The organism is Polaribacter tangerinus (assembly GCF_038024095.1).
GTDB classification, from domain to species: domain Bacteria; phylum Bacteroidota; class Bacteroidia; order Flavobacteriales; family Flavobacteriaceae; genus Polaribacter; species Polaribacter tangerinus.
In genome coordinates, this window is sequence record NZ_CP150668.1 from 449,013 (window position 1) to 473,909 (window position 24,897).

Consider the following 24,897-nt stretch of genomic DNA (forward strand, 5'->3'; position numbering starts at 1 on the left):
AAAGCGCGACCCCTTTTTTGGGGAACGCCCAAAACAAAAAAAATGAAAATAGCTATAATAGGTACAGGGAACTTGGGTAAATCTATTGCAAAAGGACTAATTGTAAATAATGCAATAACTTCGTTGTTTTTGACGAAAAGAGAGGTAAATACCTTAGAGAATTTTAAGGGATATAAAAATGTACAGATTACTTCGAACAATAAAGAGGCTGTGAAAAATAGTGATATTTTAATTTTTGCTGTTCAGCCAAAACATTTTGAAGAAATACTGTCAGAAATAAAGCCGCTGTTAACAGAAAAACACATTATAATTTCTACTATTACTGGTTTTTTAATTCCAAAAATTGAAAAAATTATAGGAAAAGATAAATTTATAATAAGAGCAATGCCAAACACCGCAATTGCTGTTGGTAAGTCTATGACATGCTTGTGTGCCAATAAAGAAGGAGAAAAAAGAATAAATATAGCCATTGCAATTTTTAATAGATTGGGAAACTCTATTGCTATTCCAGAAACTCAAATGCAAGCTGCAACGGTAGTTTGTGCAAGCGGAATTGCATTTTGGATGCGACTTATTAGAGCTACTACACAGGCAGCTATTCAATTAGGTTTTGATGCAAAAGAAGCGCAAGAATTGGCCATGTTCACCAGCGAAGGTGCGGCTAGTTTATTAATTGCAAATGGAAAACACCCAGAAGAGGAAATAGACAAAGTTACAACACCACAAGGGTGTACTATTACAGGTTTAAATCAAATGGAACAAAAAGGTTTAAGTGCAGCACTTATTCAGGGAATGGTAGCTTCTTTCACCAAAATAAATTCAATAAAAGAAGAACAAATATAATAGTTAAAAAATGAGCTTATTTAATGTATATCCGTTATTTGATATTACTCCAACAACGGCAAAAGATGTGTATATATTTGACGAAAATGGCACAAAGTATTTAGACTTGTATGGCGGTCATGCTGTTATTTCAATTGGTCATTCGCATCCTAAGTACGTAAAAAATATTAGTGAACAAGTGGCAAAACTTGGTTTTTACAGCAACGCTATTCAAAACCCACTTCAAACAAAACTAGCCGAAAAATTAATACAAATATCTGGTTGTAATGGTTATGAGTTATTTTTGTGTAATTCTGGTGCAGAGGCTAATGAAAATGCGCTAAAACTAGCTTCTTTTCATACCAACAAAAAGAAAATTGTAGCCTTTAAAAACGGATTTCATGGTAGAACTTCGGCGGCCGTTGCTGCCACAGATAATGCTAAAATAATTGCCCCTTTAAATGCTCAGCAAGAAGTAGAAATACTTGCATTAGGCGATTTATCAGGACTAGAAAATGCTTTAAAAAAAGGAGATGTTTGTGCAGTAATTGTCGAGTTTATTCAGGGTGTTGGTGGTTTAGACGAAAGCAATGCTAGTTTTTATGAAGGAGCAGATGCACTTTGTAAAAAATACAATTGTTGCTTTATTGCCGATGAAGTTCAGTCTGGCTTTGGAAGAACTGGTGATTTTTTTGCATTTCAAAAATACAATGTGAGTCCAGATATTATTCCTATTGCCAAAGGGATGGGGAATGGCTTTCCTATTGGAGGCATATTGATTCACCCAAATATAAAAGCCTCTTTTGGTTTATTGGGAACAACTTTTGGAGGAAATCATCTTGCCTGTAAAGCCGCTTTAACCGTATTAGAGGTTCTTGAAGATGAAAAATTGATGGAAAATGCTACCAAAATTTCCAACTATTTTATAGAGAAAGCAAAAGAAATATCTGAAGTAAAAAAGGTAAAAGGAAGAGGTTTAATGTTAGGACTAGAATTTGATTTTCCGATTGCAGAAATAAGAAAAAAAATGATTCTAGAGCACCATATTTTTACAGGAAATGCTAAAAACCCAAATGTAATAAGAATTTTACCATCGCTAACAGTAAAAGAAAAACACATCGACCAATTTTTTATTTCTTTAAAAGAAGTATTAAAATAAAAATAACGAATCATGAAAAATTACACACATATAAATGACATAGATAACATTTATTCTTGGATAACAGAGGCAAAAGAAATTAAAAGTAATCCCTTAAAAAACAAGAAGCTAGGAACAGATAAAACGTTGGGTTTATTGTTTTTTAATGCTAGTTTAAGAACCCGTTTAAGCACACAAAAAGCAGCTTTAAATTTAGGAATGAATACCATTGTTATGAACGTTACAGAAGACTCTTGGGGAATAGAGTTTGAAGATGGAGCGGTAATGAATGGAACTACTGCCGAACATATTAAAGAGGCTGCTGCCGTAATTTCTCAATATTGTAATGTAATTGCTGTAAGAGCTTTTCCGAGTTTAACTGATAAAGAAAAGGATGAGAAAGAAACTGTTTTAAACGCCTTTTTAAAACATGCCACTGTACCAATTATAAATATGGAAAGTGCCACGGGGCATCCACTTCAAGGTTTAACCGATGCAATTACTATTGCAGAATACTCTCTAAAAAAAAGACCTAAAGTTGTACTAAGTTGGGCGCCTCATGTAAAAGCACTTCCGCACGCTGTTGCTAATAGTTTTGTACAAACAATGCAAAAAATGGATGTTGATTTTATAATTGCAAATCCGGATGGATACAATTTAAATAAACAAATAACTAAAAACTGTATGGTTACAAATAACCAACAAGAAGCTTTTAAAAATGCAGACTTTATTTATGCTAAAAATTGGAGCTCTTATGACGATTATGGTTCAATTACTCAAAAATATGATGATTGGAAAATTACCAAACAAAAAATTGGAAATGCCAAATTTATGCACTGTTTACCAGTTAGAAGAAATGTTGTTGTTGAAGATGCAGTGTTAGATAGTAAAAACTCTTTGGTAATTAAGCAAGCAAATAACAGAACATTTGCTGTACAATTAGTATTAAAAAAAATTCTAGAAACGCTTTAGGTCAAATAGTATATTGCTAATAATTGAAAACAAATGGAAAAATTATCAATTGTAAAAATTGGAGGAAATATTATTGAAGACGAAAATTTACTAAACAAATTTTTAACGTTATTCGCTCATTTGAAAGGAAAAAAAATACTGATTCATGGAGGTGGTAAACGTGCAACAACTATTTCTAAAAAATTAGGAATCGAACCTTCAATGCTAAATGGTAGGCGTATAACAGATGCAGCAACTTTAGAGGTTATTACGATGGTTTACGGCGGATTAATAAATAAAAACATAGTAGCTAAATTACAAGCTTTACAAACAAATGCTATTGGTTTAACTGGTGCAGACGCCAATACTATAATTTCTGAAAAAAGGCCAAAACAAGAAGTCGATTTTGGTTATGTTGGTGATGTAAAAAAAGTAGATCAACTAGCCATTAATAAATTGATGCAAGCAAATTTTACTCCTGTATTCTGTGCAATAACACATGATAACTGCGGACAATTATTAAACACAAATGCTGATACTGTTACGGCTCAAATAGCCATTTCATTAAGTAAAATCTATGAAACTTCTATTTATTATTGTTTTGAATTAAATGGGGTTCTCGAAAACATAAACGATACAAACTCTGTTATTAAAACTATCAACAACAGTACTTACAATAAATTATTATCAGAAAATAAAATTGTAGATGGTATGATACCAAAATTAGAAAACTGTATAAATGCTATTAATAAAGGGGTGCAAAAAGTATACCTTGGTAACACAGATATACTCACAAAAAACAACACTAACTTTACTACAATTTCACTATAAATGGATATTCAGAAACTAACTAATAACGCAATTTCACTTTTAAAAAAATTAATTGAAACTCCTTCTTTTTCATCAGAAGAAACGCAAACAGCACTTTTAATTGAAGAGTGGTTTCAGTGCAATAAAATTCCTTTTAAAAGAACAAAAAATAATGTTTGGGCCACCAATAAATATTTTGATAGCACCAAGCCTACCATTCTTTTAAATTCACATCACGATACTGTTAAGCCCAATTCTGCATATACCAACAACCCTTTTGAAGCTTTCGAAAAAGATGGTAAATTGTATGGTTTAGGAAGTAATGACGCCGGTGGTTGTTTGGTTTCTTTACTGGCAACTTTCTCATATTTCTACAGCAATAAAAAGCTACAATATAACCTAGTAATAGTTGCTTCTGCCGAAGAAGAAAGTAGTGGTAAAAATGGCTTAAACTCAATGTTAAAAATAATACCAAAAATTGACGTTGCTATTGTTGGTGAACCTACACAAATGCATTTAGCCGTGGCAGAAAAAGGCCTGGTTGTGTTCGATGCAAAAATAAAAGGTACTCCTAGTCATGCTGCACACCCCAATAATAACAATGCAATATACAACAGCATACCAGTATTACAGTGGTTTAAAGATTTTTCGTTTGGCAAAACCTCTGCAATTTTAGGTGATGTAAAAATGACTGTTACTCAAATAAACGCAGGTTCTCAGCACAATGTAGTACCTGGCCATGTAGATATGGTTGTAGATGTTCGTGTAAACGATGCGTATACTAATAAAGAAATTGCAGAAATTTTAGAAAGAGAATCTCCTTGCGATGAAATAAATGCAAGAAGTTTACACTTAAACTCATCTTCAATATCACTACATCATCCATTGGTAAAAGCAGGCATTGAAATGGGAAGAAATACATATGGCTCTCCAACGCTCTCCGACCAAGCATGTTTAAGTTGTCAATCTTTAAAATTAGGACCAGGAGACAGTACACGCTCTCATTCTGCGAATGAGTTTATCTACATAAATGAAATCGAAGAAGGTATTAACATTTATATAGAGCTATTAAATCGAGTAATTATTAAAAATGATAATTAGTAATCAATTATAAAAATAACCATCAATAAAAATAAAATACTGAAACTATGAAGTTGTGGGACAAAGGATTTTCTATAGATAAACAAATAGAAAAATTTACGGTAGGAAATGATAGAGAAATAGATATGTATATTGCAAAATATGACATACAAGCATCTATTGCACACGCAAAAATGCTTGCGTCTATTGGTATTATTAGCAATAATGAATTAACTGATTTAGAAAAAGAACTAAAAGTTTTAGCAAGCCATATAGAAAAAGGCACTTTTATAATAGAGGATAATTTTGAAGATGTTCACTCAAAAATTGAATGGGAACTTACAAACAAACTCGGCGAAATAGGGAAAAAAATTCATACCGCAAGGTCTAGAAACGACCAAGTTTTGGTGGCCTTACAACTTTATTACAAAGAAAACTTACTAGAAATAAATAACAAAACTAAAACTTTATTTAACACACTTTTAAATTTAGCAGAAACCCACAAAGACAATCTTTTACCAGGCTATACCCATTTACAAGTAGCTATGCCATCATCTTTCGGACTCTGGTTTTCTGCTTATGCAGAATTGCTGATTGACGATGTTTATGTATTAAATGCTGTAACTAAAATTGTAGATCAAAATCCGTTAGGCTCAGCTGCTGGTTATGGTAGCTCCTTCCCTATTGATAGAGAATTAACAACAAAAGAGCTTCAGTTTAGTACTTTAAAATATAATGTTGTGGCAGCACAACTAAGTCGTGGTAAAAGTGAACGTGCCATTGCTAGTGCTTTTGGTAGTTTGTGTAATACAATGGCAAGATTTGCAATGGATGTTTGCCTTTATATGAGTCAGAATTTTAATTTCATTTCTTTTCCAGATGAACTTACCACTGGAAGTAGTATAATGCCGCATAAAAAAAATCCGGATGTTTTTGAGTTAATTCGTGGTAAATGTAATAAAATTCAGGCGCTGCAAACAGAAATGATTTTAATTACTAATAATTTGCCTACAGGATATCATCGAGATTATCAGTTATTAAAGGAGAATATTATAAATGCTTTTGAAGACTTAAAGGATATATTAGATATTTTTAATCATACTATTAAACAAGTAATTGTAAAAGAAATAGATTTAAATGATGAAAAATATCAATATTTATTTACAGTAGATAGTATAAACAACTTGGTTATTAAAGGTATGTCATTTAGAGAGGCATATCAACAAATTGGTGGTCAAGTACAAAACGGAACTTATAAACCAGATCTTGGTAAACAACACACTCACACCGGAAGTATACATAATCTTTCTATTGATAAGATTCGTGACAAATATCCTAATTAAATCGTAAGACTAACTTTATTTACACCATTATTCTATGTACAGAATAATGGTGTTTTTATTTACGATTTAATGTGAAAATTGATACCAATTGCTGTGCTAAAAACATCTTTTAAACCTACTTCTTTTGAGGTGATTAAATACCATAAATAAGTTTCTACAGTACCCAATTCGAAATAAATATTTACACCATCTAACAATGCATCATTGGTAAAGTTTTTGTGAAAGGATACTCCACCAAATAATGTAAAATGTACTGCATTTGTAATATAATATCCACTTGGGTAAATATCTGGAACCGTTATAAATGAATTATTATTAGTTTCTAAAGTAGTTGTAAAACCAACAATAGGAGAAAAACTGAGCGTTTTGGATATGTTTTTTGTTGTTAGAGAAAAACTATTTTTAAAAGTAACAAGATGAACTGGTTTTGCCTTAGTTATAGACTCAGGTACAAAGCCAAATAGTAATTCTGAAAACCATACTTTGTCTATAACTTCATAACCTACACCAAAAGAAAAAAGACCAATATTACCCGCAAATTGGGTTTTTACATAATCTGGCACATACCAAGGTTTCTTGTTTTTTAAATCAGAAATAATTGGTAATTCATCTTTATAAATACTTTTCTTATTAGAAATATTTTGTGCAGAATACTTTTGATAACACAAAATAACAACAACAATTACAAAGCATATTTTTTTTAATTTCATAACCTAAAGTTCGACCAACGAAACATTAAAAGAATTTTCTGAAACTTCAACTAAACAATATGCAGCTTCTTTTACAGAGGGACCCGTTAAATAACTAACCGTATTTTGTTTAAAATAATAGTTATGAGTGTGCCCATGAGTAGAAAGAGTTACCTTTTGATTTTCTAATATAGAGGTATAAGTTTCTCTCATTTCTTCTGTAAACTGATCTCCATTTGGCGGAATATGAGCAAATACAAAAACCTGATTAGCAGCATTAGAGTTTTCTAATTCTTTTGACAACCACGTAAAATCTGGATTTTTTTTACTCTCCCAAACAATATTGTCAAAAAAAACAAACTTTTTATTATCAAAGTAAAATGAATAATTGAATGATCCAAACATAGCATTGTAAATTTGAGCACCGTTAGACTTATAATCATGATTTCCTATAACAGTTAAATATGGCTTCTTAAGATTATCTATAATATCATAAAAAATCTCATATTCTTTTAAAACAGCTTGCTCTGTCATATCTCCTCCAATAATTACAAATAAAATATCTTCATTTTTATTAATGTCATCAATTACTTTTCTAAAATTTGTGTAGTAATAATGAATATCTGTAATAAAGGCAAACTTAAAACTGTTCGAAGTGGGTTGTAAGTTTTTAATTAAAGTAATGTTTCTTGCAGTGCTATTTTTATCTTCATTTCTAACTTCTGCACCGTAAACCGAATAGTCAAAAACATTATCACACCTAACAAATGTTAGTATAAACCCAATAGATAGTGCTAATTTTACGAATTTCATTCTTTAATTTTTACCCATAAAAAAAAAGTCAAAATTTAATTTAACTTCAGCTACTTTAGGGGATGTTTAATGTATTAAAAGATACTTCTTAACATATTCCAAAGAGTATGCCATAAAGTAAAATAAAATGGTATATTTTCATAAATTAAGGTTATTTTAACAACCACAGGAGCATACTTTACAAGAAAAATGATTTTGGGATTTAATTTGCATGCCTTTAACAAAAAACCTCACCGTTTATGTGAGGTAATTGTTACTTATTATTTAGTAAAAATAAAATTGATTCTATATTAAATTCAACTTATATTTTACATAACTTCTAGCCCAAAGGTTTATTTTCATTGGGTCGGAAATACGGATTCTAGTATCCATAATTTTTTCTGAAGGTACACTGTCTAACTTTTTTAATAATCTTCTGTAATATCTATAAGCCATATACACTCCAAATTTAGCCTCAGATGGTAAGTTTAATATACCGTTTTTAAAAGCAAAATCAAAATCTTCTTCAATTTCATCAATAATAACTTGTTTAGATACTTTGTCTAACTTTCCGAGGTCTATATTAGGAAAGTAAGAACGGTTTAAAACCTCATAATCGTCTTTTAAATCTCTCAGAAAGTTAACTTTTTGAAAAGCTGAGCCTAAACGCATTGCTGGCTCTTTTAGTTTATTAAAAAGTTCATCATCTCCATTTACAAAAACCTTTAAACACATTAAACCTACTACATCTGCTGAGCCATAAATATATTGGTCATATTCCTCTTTTGTAGCATAGGTTGTTTTGTGCAAATCTGCTTTCATACTTTTTAAGAAAGCTTGAACCATTTCATCTGGAATGTTGTATTTATTAACTGTTTGCTGAAATGAATTTAAAATAGGATTTAAACTAATTTTTTGCTCAACTGCTAAATAGTAATCTCTTTCAAAATTCTCCATTAACTGCGCTTTATCAAAATCATGAAAAGTATCTACTATTTCATCTGCAAAGCGAACAAATCCATAAATATTATATATATCAGTTCTTATTTTAGGGGACAACGTATTAACTGCCAAAGAAAAAGAAGTGCTGTATTTTTCAGTAACTAACTTACTACACTCATTAGAAACCTTATCAAATAATGCTTTCATCGGTTACTTATTATTTTTAATAATTAATTCTGTTGCTAACTTTCCAGAAATTAAGGCTGGCGGAACTCCAGGACCCGGAACAGTTAACTGACCTGTAAAGTACAAATTTTTAACTTTACTACTTTTTATTTTTGGTCTTAAAAAAGCAGTTTGTAACAAAGTATTTGCCATACCATATGCATTTCCTTTGTAAGAATTGTATTCTGATTGAAAATCTTTAACACAAAAAGATCGTTTAAAGAGTACGCTACTCTTAACTTCTTGGTCTGTTAATTTTTCAAATCTATCTATAATTTTATGAAAGTACGCTTCTCTTAATTCTTCAGTATCTTCAATACCAGGTGCAATAGGAATTAAAAAAAAGCCAGCCTCTTTTCCTTCAGGTGCAGAGGTAACATCTGTAATTGATGTAAAATTGGCATAAAACAATGGCGATGATGGCCATTTTGGCGCATCATAAATTTCTTCTGCATGGGCATCGAAGTCAGTATCGAAAAATAGTGTGTGATGACTTGCATTTTGAATTTTTTTATCGAAGCCTACATAAAACAATAACGAAGAGGGTGCAAATATTTTTTTACTCCAATATTTTTCTGAATATTGGCGTAAACTTTCATCTAGTAAGGTTTCTGTATGATGATAATCGGCGCCACTTAAAACAAGATTAGTATCAATTTTTTGTCCATTTACCAACAGCCCTGTTACTTGATTATTACTGTCTGTGATAATCTTTTCTACATTCGCATTTACTTCAAAAGTAACACCTAAATTGGTCGCTAAAGAAACCATACCTTCTATAACTTTATACATTCCTCCACGAGGATGCCACGTTCCTAAACCGAAATCTGCATAATTCATAAAATTATAAAACGCCGGTGTGTTACTAGGTTTTGCACCTAAAAAAAGTACAGGAAACTCTAAAATTTTAATAAGCTTTTCACTTTTAATATTTTTTCTAACTTGCTTTCTAATGGTAGAAAAAAATTGAGATACTCTTGCAACAGTTGTAGTTGTAACGAGTTCTAAAGGAGAAACACCTGGCCTATAAACTAGGTCTTTAATGGCAGTTTCGTAATTTGATTTGGCAGAGTCTATAAACTTTTTTAAATGTTTTGAACTCCCTTTCTCTTCTGATTCAAATAACTGATAGATTTCCTCTAACTTATCAGAAATTTTTAGTGAAGAATTTTTACCAAAGTATACTTCATAACCTGGGCTGAGCTTGTCTAAGGTGTAATAATCTGACGGCTTCTTTCCAAAATCAGCAAAAAAACGTTCAAAAACATCTGGCATCCAATACCAAGAAGGACCTAAATCGAAGGTAAATCCTTCTTTTTTAAATTGTCTAGCTCGACCACCTAAAGTGTTATTTTTCTCTAAAACTGTTACTTTGTAACCCTCTTTTGCTAAGTAACACGAGGCTGATAAAGCTGAAAAGCCAGATCCTATAATATATATTTCTTTACTCATTGATGGATATGATTGTTTAACAAATATATTTAAAAATTAAACAATTTGTTTCACTAACATTATTATTATAATTCTTTTAACAAATCGGTCACTGAATCATGAAAAGAAATATTAAAATTATACTTCTTATCTTTAATTTTTATTGTTTTTCTACCAATAGCAATAAATTCATGAGAGGTATCTTTTAAAATTCCTTCAAGCTCATTAAAATAGGCTTCTAATTTATCATCATAAGGTTGAACTGTTAAGGAGGTTATAAAACAAAGTTTTCTATCATTTTCGAAAAAATAACTTAAATTATCTAAAGGTAAACTTTGACCTAAGTAAATTGTATGATTTCCTCTTAACACTAATTCGTAATTTAAATATAGTAGGCCTAAATCATGAATTTCATTTTCTGGTAAAAAAAGTACAAATGTTTTGTTAGAGCTTGGAACACTACTTTGTAAGTTTTCTGTATTGATATGAATTTTTTGAGCAATTAAATTAGATATAAAGTGTTCGTGGGCAGGCATTAAAGTATCTGTTTGCCACAGCAAGCCAATGTGTGTTAAAAACGGAATAAAGACATCTTTAAATATTTCTCGAAATGTTTTTTTGTGTAAAAGCTGATCGTAAGTATTGTTAAACAATACCTTATCGAACTGAAACATCGATAATTTTAAAGTATGAATTGCCTCATCATTAATTGCCGTTGAAAAAGCGAGCTGTCTTGCATGTTCTTTTAATTCTTCTTCAGACATTTTGGCAATCGCAGAAATTTTAAAACCATTATTGTTTAACAACACAATGTTTAAAAGCTTTTGTAAATTACTATGTGTATAATATCTAATATTGGTCTCTGTTCTTTTTGGCTCTAATAAACTATATCTTTTTTCCCATATTCTTATAGTATGCGCCTTTATACCAGAAATATTCTCTAGGTCTTTAATAGTAAAATCTTCTTTAATATTGTTCAATGTATTTTTTTTTTAGTTAAACAAATGTAGCAGTTTTTTATAAATTACAAGTTATTTTAGCATAATTGTAACATTTTTATGAAATTGTATACTAATAGATAACTAGCTAACAAAAACTAAGTGCATCAAGATTTAGAGAAAAAATTTTTAGAAGACTTTGAAATCAATCAAAATATTGTTCATAAAATCTGTCGTGTTTACACCACAGATGACGATTCTCACAAAGATTTATTTCAAGAAATAACCATACAAGTCTGGAAAAACTATCCGAAATTTCGTGGAGATTCGAAGTTTAGTACATGGCTTTATAGAGTTGCGTTAAATACAGCTATTTCTTTGTATAGAAAATCTACTCGAACAATTAAAACACAAAACTATAGCGATTTAGCTTATAAGATTGAAACCAAAGGATATGATGCTACTCAAGATGAGCAATTGAAAGCGTTATACAGCGCAATTCATAGGCTAAATGATATAGATAAAGCGCTGATATTTTTATATCTTGAAAATAAAAACTATGATGAAATCTCTGAAACTCTAGGAATTACTAGTGTAAACGCAAGAGTAAAAATGAATAGAGCTAAAGAAAAAATAAAAAATATTTTAAACTCATAGAAATGGATGTATTAGATAACTATAAAAAAGCTTGGAAAGATCAGACTGATAGTAGTACCAAATTATCTGCTTCAGAAATTTATAAACTTGCACACTCTAATTCATCCTCTATTGTAAAATGGATTTTTATTATTGGACTATTGGAGTTTATCTTATTAAATTCTCTGTATCTATTTGTAGATTTAGAAGATGCAAATAAAACTTACTCAGATTTAGGTATTGTCGATATTGTGTGGTACTCTCAAATTATTTGTTACCTAGTACTTTTTTACTTCCTATATCAATTTTACATGAATTATAAAAATATATCTGTTGTAGAATCTACAAAAGGACTTTTAACCAAAATTATAAAAACAAGAAAAACGGTAAGAAACTATGTTATCTTTAATTTAGCGTATGTTGTTTTTGTTATTGTAACTGTTACTTCAGCCGTTCTTTTTAATAGCAACGAATATCCATTTAACACATCACAAAGTATTTGGTTTGTTTTAATAATGTTCTTTATAACAATTATTTTTGTGGGGTTATTTTATCTTTTTTACCAACTTCTTTACGGAATACTACTTAAAAAATTACATAAAAACTACCGAGAAATTGCGACTCTTGATGATAAATAAAGAACTTTTAAAAATTCTTTAACGTCTCTAATAATTTTTGGTGCATTTGTTCTGTGTAGTTTAAATGTGTTACTATTCTAATTCTTCCCTCTCCCATAGGTGTTAGTAAAATATTTTTCTCACGCATTTTAAGTATAAAGTTTGTGTCACCAATGTTGCTATCAACATAAAAAATAACAATATTAGTTTCTACTGGTGCTACTTTTGTAACATAAGAAACAGCTGATAATACAGCTGCAATTTCTTTAGCTTTCTTATGATCTTCTGCAAGTCTATCTACATGATAGTCTAAAGCATATATACCAGCAGCTGCTAAAAAACCGACTTGCCTCATGGCGCCTCCAAATAATTTTCGCACTCGTAGCGCCTTAGAAATATGCTCTTTAGAACCTAATAATACAGAACCAATTGGGGCCCCTAAACCTTTAGAAAGGCAAATAGAAATAGTATCAAATAATTTTCCGTATTGAACTGGATTTTCATTTTTGGCTACTAAAGCATTAAATAATCTAGCTCCGTCCAAATGAAATGCCAAATTATTACTTGTAGCAACTTTTTGTATTTTTTCTAACTCCGAAAATTGCCAACAAGCTCCTCCTCCTTTATTTGTGGTATTTTCTATACAAACTAAACTAGCATTTGGCACATGAATATCTGATCTTCCTGCAACAGAATATTCTAACTGATCTGCAGTAAACATGCCTCTTTTTCCATCTATCAACTTACAAGTTACACCAGAGTTAAAAGCCGCTCCACCACCTTCATAATTATAAACGTGCGCATATTTATCACAAAAAAGCTTATCTCCTGGGCGAGTATGAATATTTATTGCTGCCTGATTTGCCATCGTACCGGATGGAAAAAACAATGCAGCTTCCATTCCAAAAAGCTTTGCCATTTTTTCTTGTAAAGCATTTACAGTCGGATCGGCATTAAAAACATCATCTCCAACTTTTGCCTGCATCATGGATTCTAACATTCCTTCTGTTGGTTTTGTAACCGTATCAGAAATTAAATCTATAATCATTTATCTAGTATTTAGAAAAAATTAATAACTACCAATTGGCGAACCATCTGGTATTTGTGGTGCTTTATTCTTTTGAAAGCTAGCTGGGTTTTTCTCAAAATCATCAATCATCTTTATTAAAGAAACATTATATACTTTCTGAATGCCCGTTTTTGTGGTGTTTTTTAGAAACAACTTAATATTTTCTAGTTTAGCTCTTATAATAGCATTTACCTGGTAATATTGTTGTTTATTATTAGCTAAGTAAAACAACTGCTCTAGCACTTTAACATTTATTACATGCTGCAACTCCTGATAATAGGTGTCTTTATGTTGCTTTTTTAAAGTTTTTGCAACTAATTCGTCTATTAACTCTTCTAATCCTAACTGACTTTTCTGCAAACTTTTATGATTTACAAGTCTCGACATTCTTTGTGGGTGCAACAATAAGTCTAAAGTCATTTCAGCAGCAGTTTCTACAGCTCCAAAAGCATCAAATTCTACTCCTAAATTACTTTTAAAAGATTCTCTTGTTCTTCCATACCCAATAGCTCTTGGTGGAAATAAAGAAAGTTTATCTTTAGGTATGGCTATTTCATCTAATTGTAACGTTTGCAAAACTGCTTGTAAAGCAACACGTTCTGTAGTTCCAGAAATGCGTTTAACAACTGTTTGATTTCCTCCTTTTACAGCATAAGAGTAATCTAAACCACCAATTAATTTTGTAGTTGCCTCTGTTTGGTATCTGTGGAAAAAATATAGAGGAACAAAAACATCCTCTAAAACACTGTAAGGTTCATTATCTTTAATATTGTCTGTTGAAAAATTAGCAATTGCATTTTTTCTGATTTTTAAAACCGAATATAACTCATCGTGAATATTAGCTCCGTTATCCCATAAGTGAGCTGCTGAACTTGCACTTCCTTGTGATCTAGCATCTTGGTCCGACAAGTATTTTAATCCTTTTCGAGTAGCTTCTTCTAAAATAGTGTTAAGTGCTTTGTCTTCGTTGATATCCTCAGGGAAATCTTGATAAAAATACTGAACAATAACTTTATCCCATTCTCCAATCTTAGTATCGTAAGCATCAGAAAAATCTATAGTTCCATCACTTTTTAACCTAAATTTCGGATGCGGGTAATCCATTACCGAACTTCTTCCGTTTGTGCTTGCTGCAAAATTATGAGCAAAACCTAAAGTATGTCCGATTTCATGGGCAGATAGTTGCCTTATTCTAGCTATTGCCATTTCCAACGCATGAGTATCGTTAACCTTATTATTTTTGTAAGGCGCTTCTAGTGCCTGTGCTATAAGAAAATCTTGACGAATTCTTAAACTTCCCAAACTTACGTGGCCTTTTATAATCTCTCCAGTTCGAGGGTCTGAAATGCTCCCACCATAACTCCAACCTCTTGTAGATCTGTGAACCCATTGCACTACGTTATATCTTACATCTAAAGGGTCTGCGCCTTCTGGTAACATTTTAATCTGAAAAGCATTTTTATATCCTGCAGCCTCAAATGCTTGGTTCCACCAACTTCCTCCCTCTAAAAGTGCCGTTCTAACAGGCTCGGGTGTTCCATTATCTAAATAATAAATAATTGGTTTTATAGGTTCAGAAACCTTGGTACTCGGGTTCTTTTTTTCTAACCTATGTCTATAAATAAATTGCTTTTTTATAGATTCATTTACAGGAGAGGCATAATCTAAATAAGACATTGCATAACCACCAGACCGAGTATCGAATTTTCTAGGTTTGTAATTCGTATCTGGTAGTGCCACAAAAGAGTGATGTTGATGAACAGTTAAAAGGTTGGCGTTGGGCGTTACACTTCTTATACTATATCCTTTCGGACTTCCTTTAAAAGTTAGCATTACATCAAACTCAACATTTTTAGGAAATGCTTTGGTTCGCTCTAGATTAAAAGCAGACCTAGAAAAATCTAAATTGTAATTACCCTGTCCTTTTCTAGATAAAGTAGTAGAAACGCCATGGGCATCTCTCATTAAAAAAGAGCTAGCATCTACTAAAAAAATGCCGCTTTTTTCTTCTTTAATTACAAAGCCATGAAGAACAGATTTTGCAAAAGCTTCTTTTACAGACTGTTTCTCTAGGGTATTGTTTGTAATTGCTCTGTAGTTTAAATTTGGCTGAATTAACAGTAACTTGTTTCCAGCTTTCTTAAAAAACACCACTGCTCCGCCGCCTAGCTGACCTCTATCTAGGCCAATATCATTAGAGCCAACACCTTCAGATAAAGCATTTACATATAAAAACTCTGAATTTAATTTTTCAACTTGCAAAAATATTTTATCTGTATTTTCATCGTAATAAAAAGTAAAATATCCCTGAAATTTTGTAATTCCCTTTTGGAGTTTATTTATATTCTTATCAATAAAAAATTGAGAAAAAGTGTTTAACGAAACATAAAATAGTAGTAGGAAAAAAAGCGATTTTTTCATGTGTAAATAATTTTTCTAAAATTATAAAAATCCAACACAGAAACAAAAGAATATTTTAATAAAAAAATAGCTATTTATATATTTTTTAAGAATTTACTGTTAGGTATTTTATGTAAGCTATTTAGATTTGTTTACTTTTGATTTTAACTATGATTACACAAGAACAACTAAAAAATATAGGTGCCAGAATAACCAAACTAAAATCTTATCTAGAGATTGACAAAAAGTTAATTGAAATTGCCAATGAAGAGGAAAAAACGGCAAATCCAGATTTTTGGAATGACCCGAAAGCGGCAGAAATTTTAATGAAAGAACTAAGATTAAAAAAGAAATGGGTAGAAGATTATGAAAAAACAATTTCTTTGTATGAAGATCTTCTAGTACTTTACGATTTTTATAAAGAAGGTGAAATAGAGGAACATGAAATTGAAGTTCAATTTGAAAAAGCAAGTACTTTTTTAGAAGATTTAGAATTTAAAAACATGCTGTCTGAAGAAGGAGATTCTCTTTCTGCAACCATACAAATAAATGCTGGAGCAGGTGGAACAGAAAGCTGTGATTGGGTAGAAATGCTTTCTAGAATGTACACAATGTGGGCCGAAAAGCAAGGCTACAAACTAAAAACACTAAATTATCAGGCAGGAGATGTAGTTGGTATAAAAACAATTACTATAGAAGTTGAAGGAGATTATGCCTTTGGATGGTTAAAAGGTGAGAATGGTGTTCATCGACTAGTTCGTATTTCTCCGTTTGATTCAAATGGAAAAAGACACACAACTTTTGGTGCTGTTTATGTTTTTCCGGTAGCTGATGATTCTATAGAAATAGATATAAATCCGGCAGATATAGAGATAATTACTGCCAGGTCTAGTGGTGCTGGTGGGCAAAATGTTAATAAGGTAGAAACTAAAGTTCAGCTTACACACAAACCTACTGGAATTCAAATATCTTGCTCTAATTCGCGTTCTCAACATGACAATAGAGCTACTGCCCTTAAAATGTTAAAATCTCAACTATATGAAATTGAATTACAAAAAAGACAAGCCGCAAGAGATGAGATAGAATCTGGAAAATTAAAAAATGAGTGGGGAAGCCAAATTAGAAACTATGTAATGCATCCTTATAAATTAGTTAAAGATGTTAGAACTGCTCATGAAACAGGTAATGTAGACAATGTTATGAACGGAGATATCAATCCGTTTTTAAAATCGTATTTAATGATGAATGGACAAAAAAACAGCCAATAACTCAAATTATGCTAAAAATATACCACAATCCAAGATGCAAAAAATCTAGAGAAGGTCTAGAAATATTAGAAAACTCCTCTTTGAAATTTGAGGTTGTAAAATACCTAAGTACAGCTATATCCAGAGACGAACTTACTAATTTAATAGTACAATTAGGTATACCTCCTATAGAACTTATTCGGAAATCAGAAAAAATTTGGAAAGACAATTACAAAGACAAAAAACTATCTGATAAAGAACTTATATCTGCCATGATAGAAAACCCTAAACTAATAGAAAGACCCATTGTAACAAATGGAAAAAAGGCAGTAATTGGTAGACCTAAAGAAAGAATACTTACAATTATTTAAAGGTAAAAGAACGTAATTAATGTTAAAAAACAATTGTTTAACGTTTAATTAACTTTGTAAAATTTAAAATAAAATGAACTTTACGCTTTTAATTAAAAAGCTAAGTTTTGACAAGAAAATTTTTACTTATCATTTTTTGTATTGTAGTTACTTCTTTATCATTCGGACAAGAAACAACAAATAACACAATTACCATTTCAGGAAAAATTGTAGATGCTACTACGAAACAGCCTTTAGAATACGCAACTATCATTCTAAAAAACACAAAAACTCAAGAAATATCTGGAGGAATTACTGATTTAGAAGGTAAATTTAATATTAAAACTCCAAAAGCCAGATATGCAATAAGTATCGAATTTATTTCTTTTAAATCGAAAAAGTTTCCAGAAGAAAATATTACTTCAAACAAAAATTTTGGAGTCATAGAATTAAAAGAAGATACAGATAGCCTAGATGAGATTGTAATTGTTGCCGAAAAAACTACGGTAGATATTCGTTTGGATAAAAAAATATTCAATATTGGAAAAGACCTATCTATTCGTGGTGGAAATGCAAGCGATGTTTTAGGAAATGTACCCTCTGTTCAGGTAGATGTAGAAGGAAATGTTAGTTTAAGAGGAAATGAAAATGTAACTATTTTAATAGATGGAAGACCTAGCGCTCTTGTTGGTATAAATGGTGCAGAGGCATTAAGGCAAATTCCTGCAGAAGCAATTGAAAAAGTAGAAGTTATAACTTCTCCATCTGCAAGATATGACGCCGAAGGAACCGCAGGAATTCTAAACATAATTCTTCGAAAAAATAAATTAACTGGTTTTAACGGATCATTACAATTAGACTTAGGAGAACCTGCAAGAGTTGGGACAGCTTTTAATGCTAATTGGAGAACTAAAAAATGGAACTTATTTACCAACACAGGTTTTCGGTATAATGAAACACCTGGAAACGCTTTTAGCGATTCCGACTTTTTATCTCCTTCTGCAAGAAATGCAAAGGTAGTAGAAACAAGAAATTTTGGAAGATTAGGAAGATCGTTGTTTACAAGTTTTGGAGCAGAATACTATATTTCTGAAAATTCAAGTATCATAGGAAATGTTATTGTTAATACTGGAAATGATGACGATACGAATACTAACGAAATTAATAGATTTAATAACGTAGGCGATATTAATGAAGCTACCTACCGAACAGAAAGTGAAGGTGAAGATGAGCAAAGAATACAATATACATTAGATTATGTTAATAATTTTGATGGTAACGGTAAAAGATTAACTATCAATACACAATATTCTACAGAAGTAGAAGATATTTTAAATAATATAACTGAGGTAGATACGCAAATAAATTTATTAAATGATCTAGAACAAGTTATAGAAGACCAAAACGAAACAAGCGCATTATTACAAATAGATTACGTGCACCCTGTAGGAGAAAATATACAATATGAAGCTGGTTATAGGGGGAATTATAGAGACATTTTTAATAGCTTCTACTTAGCAGAAAGACAAGATTTTGTAAATAACGGTCCTTTAATTCCAGATACTGGACTTAATAACTCTTTCAATTACAAAGAACTTGTAAACGCTGCCTATTTTCAATATGGACAAAAGTTTAATAAAATATCTTTGTTGGCAGGGCTCCGATATGAAAATACTTCTTTAGAAATTACGCAAGAAACAGTAAATTCAGATAATAAAAGAACCTATGGTAATCTTTTTCCAACACTAAATATTGGCTTTGAGTTTAAAGACGGAGAAAACATCACTTTAGGCTACAACAGAAGAATAAGAAGACCCAGAGGCAGAAGCTTAAATCCGTTTCCTAGTAGATCTAGTGAAAGTAATATATACAGTGGAAACGTAAATTTGAATCCTGTAATTACAGATGCGTTAGATTTTGGTTACTTAAAACGTTGGAGCAAATTTACCCTAAGCAGCTCTGTGTATTACAACAGAAGTGAAGATAATTGGGAGAGAATACAAGAAGCTACCGGAGAAATTACCGACAACGGAGATCCAATAACCAGAAGATTTCCAATCAATTTATCAACTGAAGAAAGAGTTGGTTTAGAGTTTACCCTAAACTATAAACCTTTTAAAGCATGGAATATTAATAGTGATTTTAATTTATTTAATGTAACCAGCAAAGGCGATTACACCAATCCTGATACAAATAATACCCAAAATTTTGATTTTGAAAATACCGCCTTCTTTATTCGATTAAATCAAAAAATAACCTTACCTGGTAAAACAGACCTGCAAATAAATACCAATTATCGTGGCCCAAGCGAAAACGCGCAAACAAAAAGCAAAGGTGTTTTTAGTATGAATCTTGCAGCTAGTAAAGATTTGTTTAATGAAAAAGCTTCGTTAAGTATTAATTTTAGCGATGTTTTTAATAGCAGAATAAGTCAAAGAACTACATTTATTCCGCAATTTTTAGAGCAATACTCAGAATTTCAATGGAGAGAGCCACAATTTAGAGTTAGTTTTGTGTACCGATTTAATCAGCAGAAAAAGCAAAATAGAGGAAACAGAGGTAATAATAACGATGGTGGAGAAGATTACGAAGGATAATAACAATCTTTTGGGCGTTTAAACAGGCTATCCGTTTCAATCTTTTTTAGTAAAGTTAGGTTTAAAATTAAATCGGAATTTAAAAAAGGATTTCCACTACTATCCTTAACGCATTACTCGAACATAAAAAACCTCATTCAATAAAATTGAACGAGGTTTTTATATTAAAAGTACTATATATCGAATGCTAAAACTACTTTCCTTCTGCAGCTTCTCTTGCTTCTTTTTTTAATTTTAGGTTTCCCCAAATAGTTCCACCAATCCAATAAGGAACTACAAATGTTAATAAAAATATTAACAACCAAAAACCAGCTGTAAATATAAACATGAACAAAACCAATCCTGAGAATTGAGAAAAATCTAACATTATAATTTGTTTAAAAAGTTATATATGCAAAAATAAGATATATTTTCAAATTTTACTACCTAAATTTATTTTTTTTCATAGGTATTTAAAGCCTAAAGTCTTAAAACTATCTACATTGTTTTTTGTAAATTTGTTATACTTATAATTACAATCATTTATTATGAAATATAGAATCGAAAAAGACACCATGGGCCAAGTAAATGTGCCTGCAGACAAATATTGGGGAGCTCAAACAGAACGTTCTCGCAACAACTTTAAAATTGGTGCTGCTGGCTCTATGCCATTAGAAATTGTCTATGGTTTTGCTTATTTAAAAAAAGCCGCAGCTTTTACAAACACAGATTTGGGTGTTTTAACTGCAGAAAAAAGAGATTTAATAGCACAAGTCTGTGACGAAATTTTAGCAGGTAAGCTAGATAATCAATTTCCATTAGTAATTTGGCAAACTGGTTCTGGAACTCAATCTAACATGAATGTAAATGAAGTGATTGCCAATAGAGCTCATGAAATTGCAGGTAAAAAAATTGGTGAAGGTGAAAAAACAATTCAACCAAATGACGATGTAAACAAATCACAATCATCTAACGATACTTTCCCTACAGGAATGCATATTGCTGCTTATAAAAAAATAGTAGAAAACACCATTCCTGGTATTACTCAACTTAGAGATTCTTTACAAAAAAAAGCTGAAGAATTTAAAGAGGTTGTAAAAATTGGTAGAACCCACTTAATGGATGCAACACCACTTACTCTTGGTCAAGAGTTTTCTGGTTACGTGGCTCAATTAAACTTTGGTTTAAAAGCACTAAACAACACCTTAGCACATTTATCTCAATTAGCATTAGGTGGTACTGCTGTAGGTACAGGCTTAAATACACCTAAAGGTTACGATGTTTTGGTTGCTAAATATATTGCTGAGTTCACAGGATTACCTTTTGTAACCGCAGAAAACAAGTTTGAGGCATTAGCAGCGCATGATGCATTAGTAGAAACGCATGGTGCATTAAAACAAATTGCCGTTTCTTTAAATAAAATTGCTAATGATATTCGTTTAATGGCTTCCGGACCACGTTCTGGTATTGGAGAAATTATTATTCCTGCCAATGAGCCAGGTTCATCAATTATGCCAGGTAAAGTAAACCCTACTCAAGCAGAGGCTATAACTATGGTGTGTGCACAGGTTATAGGAAATGATGTTGCTGTTACTGTTGGTGGTACACAAGGTCATTATGAGCTTAATGTTTTTAAACCTATGATGGCCGCAAACGTATTACAATCTGCACAATTAATAGGTGATGCTTGTATTTCTTTTGAAGAGAATTGTGTAGCTGGTATTAAACCAAATTACACCAGAATAAAAGAGCTTGTTAATAATTCTTTAATGCTAGTAACTGCACTAAACACAAAAATAGGATACTACAAAGCCGCAGAAATAGCAAATACAGCACATGAAAATGGTACAACTTTAAAAGAAGAAGCCGTACGTTTAGGATATGTAACTCCAGAACAATATGATGATTGGGTTAAACCAGAAGAAATGACTGGAAGCTTGAAAGAGTAAAAAAATACTATCATAAAAAAAGTCCGAAGATAAACTCGGACTTTTTTTATGATTAAATACAAATTATATTAAGAGGCGTTTTGCTTTTTAATTAAATTTAAAGCAGAACCTTCATTATACCACTCTATCTGACCTTCGTTATACGTATGGTTTGCTAAAATAGTATCCTTTGTTCCATCTGCATGAACTACTTCTAGAGTTAATGGTTTCCCTGGAGCAAAATCTTTTAAATCAACAAAGTTAAAAGTATCATCTTCTTGAATTAAATCATAATCTGCTTCATTCGCAAAAGTTAAACCTAACATTCCTTGCTTCTTTAAATTAGTTTCGTGAATTCTTGCAAAAGACTTTACTAAAACTGCGGCAACGCCCAAATGCCTTGGCTGCATTGCTGCATGCTCTCTAGAAGAACCTTCACCATAGTTATGATCTCCCACAACTATCGTTTTTATACCTTCTTTTTTGTAAGCCCTTTGTGTAGCAGGAACCGCATCATACTCTCCTGTTAATTGGTTTTTAACGAAGTTTGTCTTGCCATTAAAAGCATTAACAGCTCCTATAAGGGTGTTGTTGGCAATATTATCTAAATGTCCTCTAAAACGCAACCATGGTCCTGCCATAGAAATATGATCTGTAGTACATTTTCCTTGTGCTTTAATTAATAATTTTGCTCCAGTAATAGAATTTCCTAATGGTGTAAATGGAGCTAATAACTGTAACCTTTCAGAATCTTCTTTCACTGCTATCTGAACATGGCTTCCATCTTCCTCTGGTGCTAAATACCCATCATCTTTAACCTCAAATCCTTTAGGCGGTAATTCCCAACCCGTTGGCTCATCTAACATAACTTCTTCTCCATTTTTATTGATTAAAGTATCTGTCATTGGATTAAAATCTAATCGCCCGGCAATTGTTACTGCTGCTACCATTTCTGGAGATGCCACAAAAGCGTGTGTATTTGGGTTTCCATCTGCACGTTTTGCAAAGTTTCTATTAAAAGAATGAATAATAGAGTTTTTAGGTGCATTCGCTGGATCTGAATATCTTGCCCACTGCCCTATACAAGGACCACATGCATTGGTAAATATTTTAGCATCTAATTTTTCAAAAATTCCTAAAATACCATCTCTGTCTGCAGTATATCTTACTTTTTCAGAACCAGGATTAATTCCGAATTCAGCTTTAATACCTAAACCTTTATCTATAGCTTGTTGCGCTATTGAAGAGGCTCTTGATAAATCTTCATAAGAAGAATTGGTACAAGAACCGATTAAACCCCATTCAACTTTTAATGGCCAACCGTTCTCGTTTGCTTTATCAGTCATATCTTTTCCAGCCTCTGTAGATAAGTCTGGTGTAAAAGGGCCATTTAATAATGGCTTTAATTCAGATAAGTTTATTTCTATTACTTGGTCGAAATAGTTTTCTGGATTTGCGTACACTTCTGCGTCTCCTGTTAAATATTCTTTTACTTTATTGGCGGCATCTGCTACATCACTTCTATCGGTAGCACGTAAATAACGCTCCATAGATTCGTCATAACCAAAAGTAGAAGTTGTAGCACCTATTTCTGCTCCCATATTACAAATGGTTCCTTTTCCGGTACAAGACATCGACTCTGCTCCAGGTCCAAAGTATTCTACAATTGCTCCAGTTCCTCCTTTTACAGTTAAAATATCTGCTACTCTTAGAATTACGTCTTTTGGGGCAGTCCAACCAGAAAGTTTTCCTGTTAATTTAACACCGATAAGTTTTGGAAACTTTAATTCCCAAGGCATTCCTGCCATTACGTCTACTGCATCTGCACCACCAACACCTATAGCTACCATTCCTAATCCTCCAGCATTTACTGTATGAGAATCGGTTCCAATCATCATTCCTCCAGGAAATGCATAATTTTCTAATACCACTTGATGAATAATTCCTGCACCTGGCTTCCAAAATCCTAAACCATATTTATTAGAAACTGATTCTAAAAAATTAAACACTTCATTACTAGTATTTAAGGCAGATTGCAAATCTGAACCTGCTCCATTTTTAGCTTGTATTAAATGATCGCAATGTGTAGTTGTTGGAACTGCTACTTTAGATTTACCTGCTTGCATAAACTGCAATAATGCCATTTGAGCAGTAGCATCTTGAAGAGCAATTCTGTCTGGAGCAAAGTCTACATAATCTGCTCCTCTTGAAAAAGCTTTATTTGTAGTTCCGTCCCAGAGATGAGAATATAAAATTTTCTCTGCTAAAGTTAAAGGTTTCCCTGTAACATTTCGTGCTGCATCTACACGTTCTGCAACGTTTGCATACACTTTTTTGATCATATCAATATCAAATGCCATATCTATTTTCTATTTTTAATATTTACTGTAACTACAAAACTACGTTTTTTCTATTAATTTTAAAAAATAAATAATAGATAGCAGTAATTAATGAATAAGAAAAAGCTATCTAATTATTTTTATGAAAATTCAACAACAAAAACAATAAATACTCTTAAAATAATGGAGATTCCATAAAATAAAAAAGCAGGCTAATAAGCCGAATCCTGTACCTTAAAAAGGCTCTTATCATTTATCTAGCTCTAAAATTACTCTTAGAGTCTATCTGCCTACCCTTTAGAATCGAGCGAGTAGCTCTCAAGCTCTAATATACATGGCATTGCATCGTATAGAGTTTACCTGGTTTCACTACAGCCGAACTGTACTTGCTTTCTGTTGCACTGGTCCTCGACTTACGTCGGACGGATGTTATCCGCTATACTACTCTGTGATGTTCGGACTTTCCTACATATGTAAATATGTCGATAAGATAAGCCTGCTTATTTTATGGTTGTGCAAAATTACTACTTTTATTTCATAAAAAAACCCACTCAATAAATTGAGTGGGAAAAAT

General features: G+C 31.6%; 21 protein-coding genes and 1 other RNA gene. 12 read left to right on the top strand and 10 right to left on the bottom strand.

The window, feature by feature from the left end:
- Positions 1–42 precede the first annotated feature (42 nt).
- Genes proC through argH form a run of 6 tightly spaced genes read left to right on the top strand, consistent with a single transcriptional unit; the run spans position 43 to position 6,144 of the window.
- The gene (gene proC, locus WHD54_RS02030) at positions 43–843 is read left to right on the top strand and encodes a pyrroline-5-carboxylate reductase (protein ID WP_088323000.1); all 801 of its coding nucleotides are present in this window, start codon (positions 43–45) and stop codon (positions 841–843) included.
- 10 nt (positions 844–853) lie between these two features.
- Positions 854–1,981 (top strand): aspartate aminotransferase family protein, encoded by a 1,128-nt coding sequence (locus WHD54_RS02035; protein WP_088323001.1) that lies wholly within the window; start codon positions 854–856, stop codon positions 1,979–1,981.
- Between the two features lie 12 nt (positions 1,982–1,993).
- Positions 1,994–2,932 carry an N-acetylornithine carbamoyltransferase gene (locus tag WHD54_RS02040; RefSeq protein ID WP_088323002.1) on the top strand — a complete coding sequence of 313 codons (939 nt, stop codon included), beginning with the start codon at positions 1,994–1,996 and terminating at the stop codon, positions 2,930–2,932.
- A 33-nt stretch (positions 2,933–2,965) separates the two neighbouring features.
- A complete protein-coding gene (gene argB / locus WHD54_RS02045; protein ID WP_088323003.1) occupies positions 2,966–3,742 on the top strand; it encodes an acetylglutamate kinase in 777 nt (258 codons plus the stop codon).
- Positions 3,743–4,822 (top strand): M20 family metallo-hydrolase, encoded by a 1,080-nt coding sequence (locus tag WHD54_RS02050; RefSeq protein ID WP_088323004.1) that lies wholly within the window; start codon positions 3,743–3,745, stop codon positions 4,820–4,822.
- A 47-nt stretch (positions 4,823–4,869) separates the two neighbouring features.
- Entirely contained in the window at positions 4,870–6,144 is a 1,275-nt protein-coding gene (argH, locus tag WHD54_RS02055; protein WP_088323005.1) for an argininosuccinate lyase, read from the top strand.
- Positions 6,145–6,203: 59 nt separating this feature from the next.
- On the opposite strand, the gene WHD54_RS02060 is transcribed toward argH, so the two are convergent.
- The 5 genes from WHD54_RS02060 to WHD54_RS02080 all read right to left on the bottom strand — a co-directional run bounded on the left by WHD54_RS02060 (position 6,204) and on the right by WHD54_RS02080 (position 11,203).
- Complete coding sequence (locus tag WHD54_RS02060) at positions 6,204–6,854, bottom strand: hypothetical protein (RefSeq protein ID WP_088323006.1); 651 nt, start codon at positions 6,852–6,854, stop codon at positions 6,204–6,206.
- A 3-nt stretch (positions 6,855–6,857) separates the two neighbouring features.
- Positions 6,858–7,646, bottom strand: a complete 789-nt coding sequence (locus tag WHD54_RS02065; protein ID WP_088323007.1) for a metallophosphoesterase family protein — start codon at positions 7,644–7,646, stop codon at positions 6,858–6,860.
- Positions 7,647–7,931: 285 nt separating this feature from the next.
- The gene (locus WHD54_RS02070) at positions 7,932–8,774 is read right to left on the bottom strand and encodes a phytoene/squalene synthase family protein (RefSeq protein ID WP_088323008.1); all 843 of its coding nucleotides are present in this window, start codon (positions 8,772–8,774) and stop codon (positions 7,932–7,934) included.
- 3 nt (positions 8,775–8,777) lie between these two features.
- Positions 8,778–10,244, bottom strand: a complete 1,467-nt coding sequence (locus tag WHD54_RS02075) for a phytoene desaturase family protein (RefSeq protein WP_088323009.1) — start codon at positions 10,242–10,244, stop codon at positions 8,778–8,780.
- Between the two features lie 65 nt (positions 10,245–10,309).
- Positions 10,310–11,203: a MerR family transcriptional regulator gene (locus tag WHD54_RS02080; protein WP_088323010.1), complete on the bottom strand. Its 894-nt coding sequence runs from the start codon at positions 11,201–11,203 to the stop codon at positions 10,310–10,312.
- Positions 11,204–11,323: 120 nt separating this feature from the next.
- Between WHD54_RS02080 and WHD54_RS02085 the strand changes: the two genes are divergently transcribed.
- Positions 11,324–11,818 carry an RNA polymerase sigma factor gene (locus WHD54_RS02085; protein WP_088323011.1) on the top strand — a complete coding sequence of 165 codons (495 nt, stop codon included), beginning with the start codon at positions 11,324–11,326 and terminating at the stop codon, positions 11,816–11,818.
- Positions 11,819–11,820: 2 nt separating this feature from the next.
- Positions 11,821–12,435 carry a hypothetical protein gene (locus WHD54_RS02090; RefSeq protein ID WP_088323012.1) on the top strand — a complete coding sequence of 205 codons (615 nt, stop codon included), beginning with the start codon at positions 11,821–11,823 and terminating at the stop codon, positions 12,433–12,435.
- Between the two features lie 7 nt (positions 12,436–12,442).
- Here the strand turns inward: WHD54_RS02090 and WHD54_RS02095 are convergent, their stop codons facing one another.
- Complete coding sequence (locus WHD54_RS02095) at positions 12,443–13,462, bottom strand: threonine aldolase family protein (protein WP_088323013.1); 1,020 nt, start codon at positions 13,460–13,462, stop codon at positions 12,443–12,445.
- Positions 13,463–13,483: 21 nt separating this feature from the next.
- The gene (locus WHD54_RS02100) at positions 13,484–15,904 is read right to left on the bottom strand and encodes a zinc-dependent metalloprotease (protein ID WP_088323014.1); all 2,421 of its coding nucleotides are present in this window, start codon (positions 15,902–15,904) and stop codon (positions 13,484–13,486) included.
- A gap of 149 nt (positions 15,905–16,053) precedes the next feature.
- Here WHD54_RS02100 and prfB point away from each other — a divergent pair, with 149 nt between their 5' ends.
- The 3 genes from prfB (at position 16,054) to WHD54_RS02115 (ending at position 20,077) form a co-directional block, all read left to right on the top strand.
- Positions 16,054–17,151: a peptide chain release factor 2 gene (gene prfB, locus WHD54_RS02105; protein ID WP_088323015.1), complete on the top strand. Its 1,098-nt coding sequence runs from the start codon at positions 16,054–16,056 to the stop codon at positions 17,149–17,151.
- A gap of 8 nt (positions 17,152–17,159) precedes the next feature.
- Positions 17,160–17,501 carry an arsenate reductase (glutaredoxin) gene (gene arsC, locus WHD54_RS02110; RefSeq protein WP_088323016.1) on the top strand — a complete coding sequence of 114 codons (342 nt, stop codon included), beginning with the start codon at positions 17,160–17,162 and terminating at the stop codon, positions 17,499–17,501.
- A 107-nt stretch (positions 17,502–17,608) separates the two neighbouring features.
- Positions 17,609–20,077 carry an outer membrane beta-barrel family protein gene (locus WHD54_RS02115; RefSeq protein WP_198943132.1) on the top strand — a complete coding sequence of 823 codons (2,469 nt, stop codon included), beginning with the start codon at positions 17,609–17,611 and terminating at the stop codon, positions 20,075–20,077.
- Between the two features lie 193 nt (positions 20,078–20,270).
- Here the strand turns inward: WHD54_RS02115 and WHD54_RS02120 are convergent, their stop codons facing one another.
- Positions 20,271–20,444 (bottom strand): hypothetical protein, encoded by a 174-nt coding sequence (locus tag WHD54_RS02120; protein ID WP_198943133.1) that lies wholly within the window; start codon positions 20,442–20,444, stop codon positions 20,271–20,273.
- A gap of 160 nt (positions 20,445–20,604) precedes the next feature.
- On the opposite strand from WHD54_RS02120, the gene fumC reads away from it, so the two are divergent.
- Positions 20,605–22,005, top strand: a complete 1,401-nt coding sequence (gene fumC, locus WHD54_RS02125) for a class II fumarate hydratase (protein WP_088323017.1) — start codon at positions 20,605–20,607, stop codon at positions 22,003–22,005.
- Positions 22,006–22,073: 68 nt separating this feature from the next.
- Here fumC and WHD54_RS02130 read toward each other — a convergent pair whose 3' ends face one another.
- Positions 22,074–24,344 (bottom strand): aconitate hydratase, encoded by a 2,271-nt coding sequence (locus tag WHD54_RS02130; RefSeq protein ID WP_088323018.1) that lies wholly within the window; start codon positions 24,342–24,344, stop codon positions 22,074–22,076.
- Positions 24,345–24,523: 179 nt separating this feature from the next.
- An RNA gene (rnpB, locus tag WHD54_RS02135) (RNase P RNA component class A) lies at positions 24,524–24,826 on the bottom strand.
- Between the last annotated feature and the right edge of the window lie 71 nt (positions 24,827–24,897).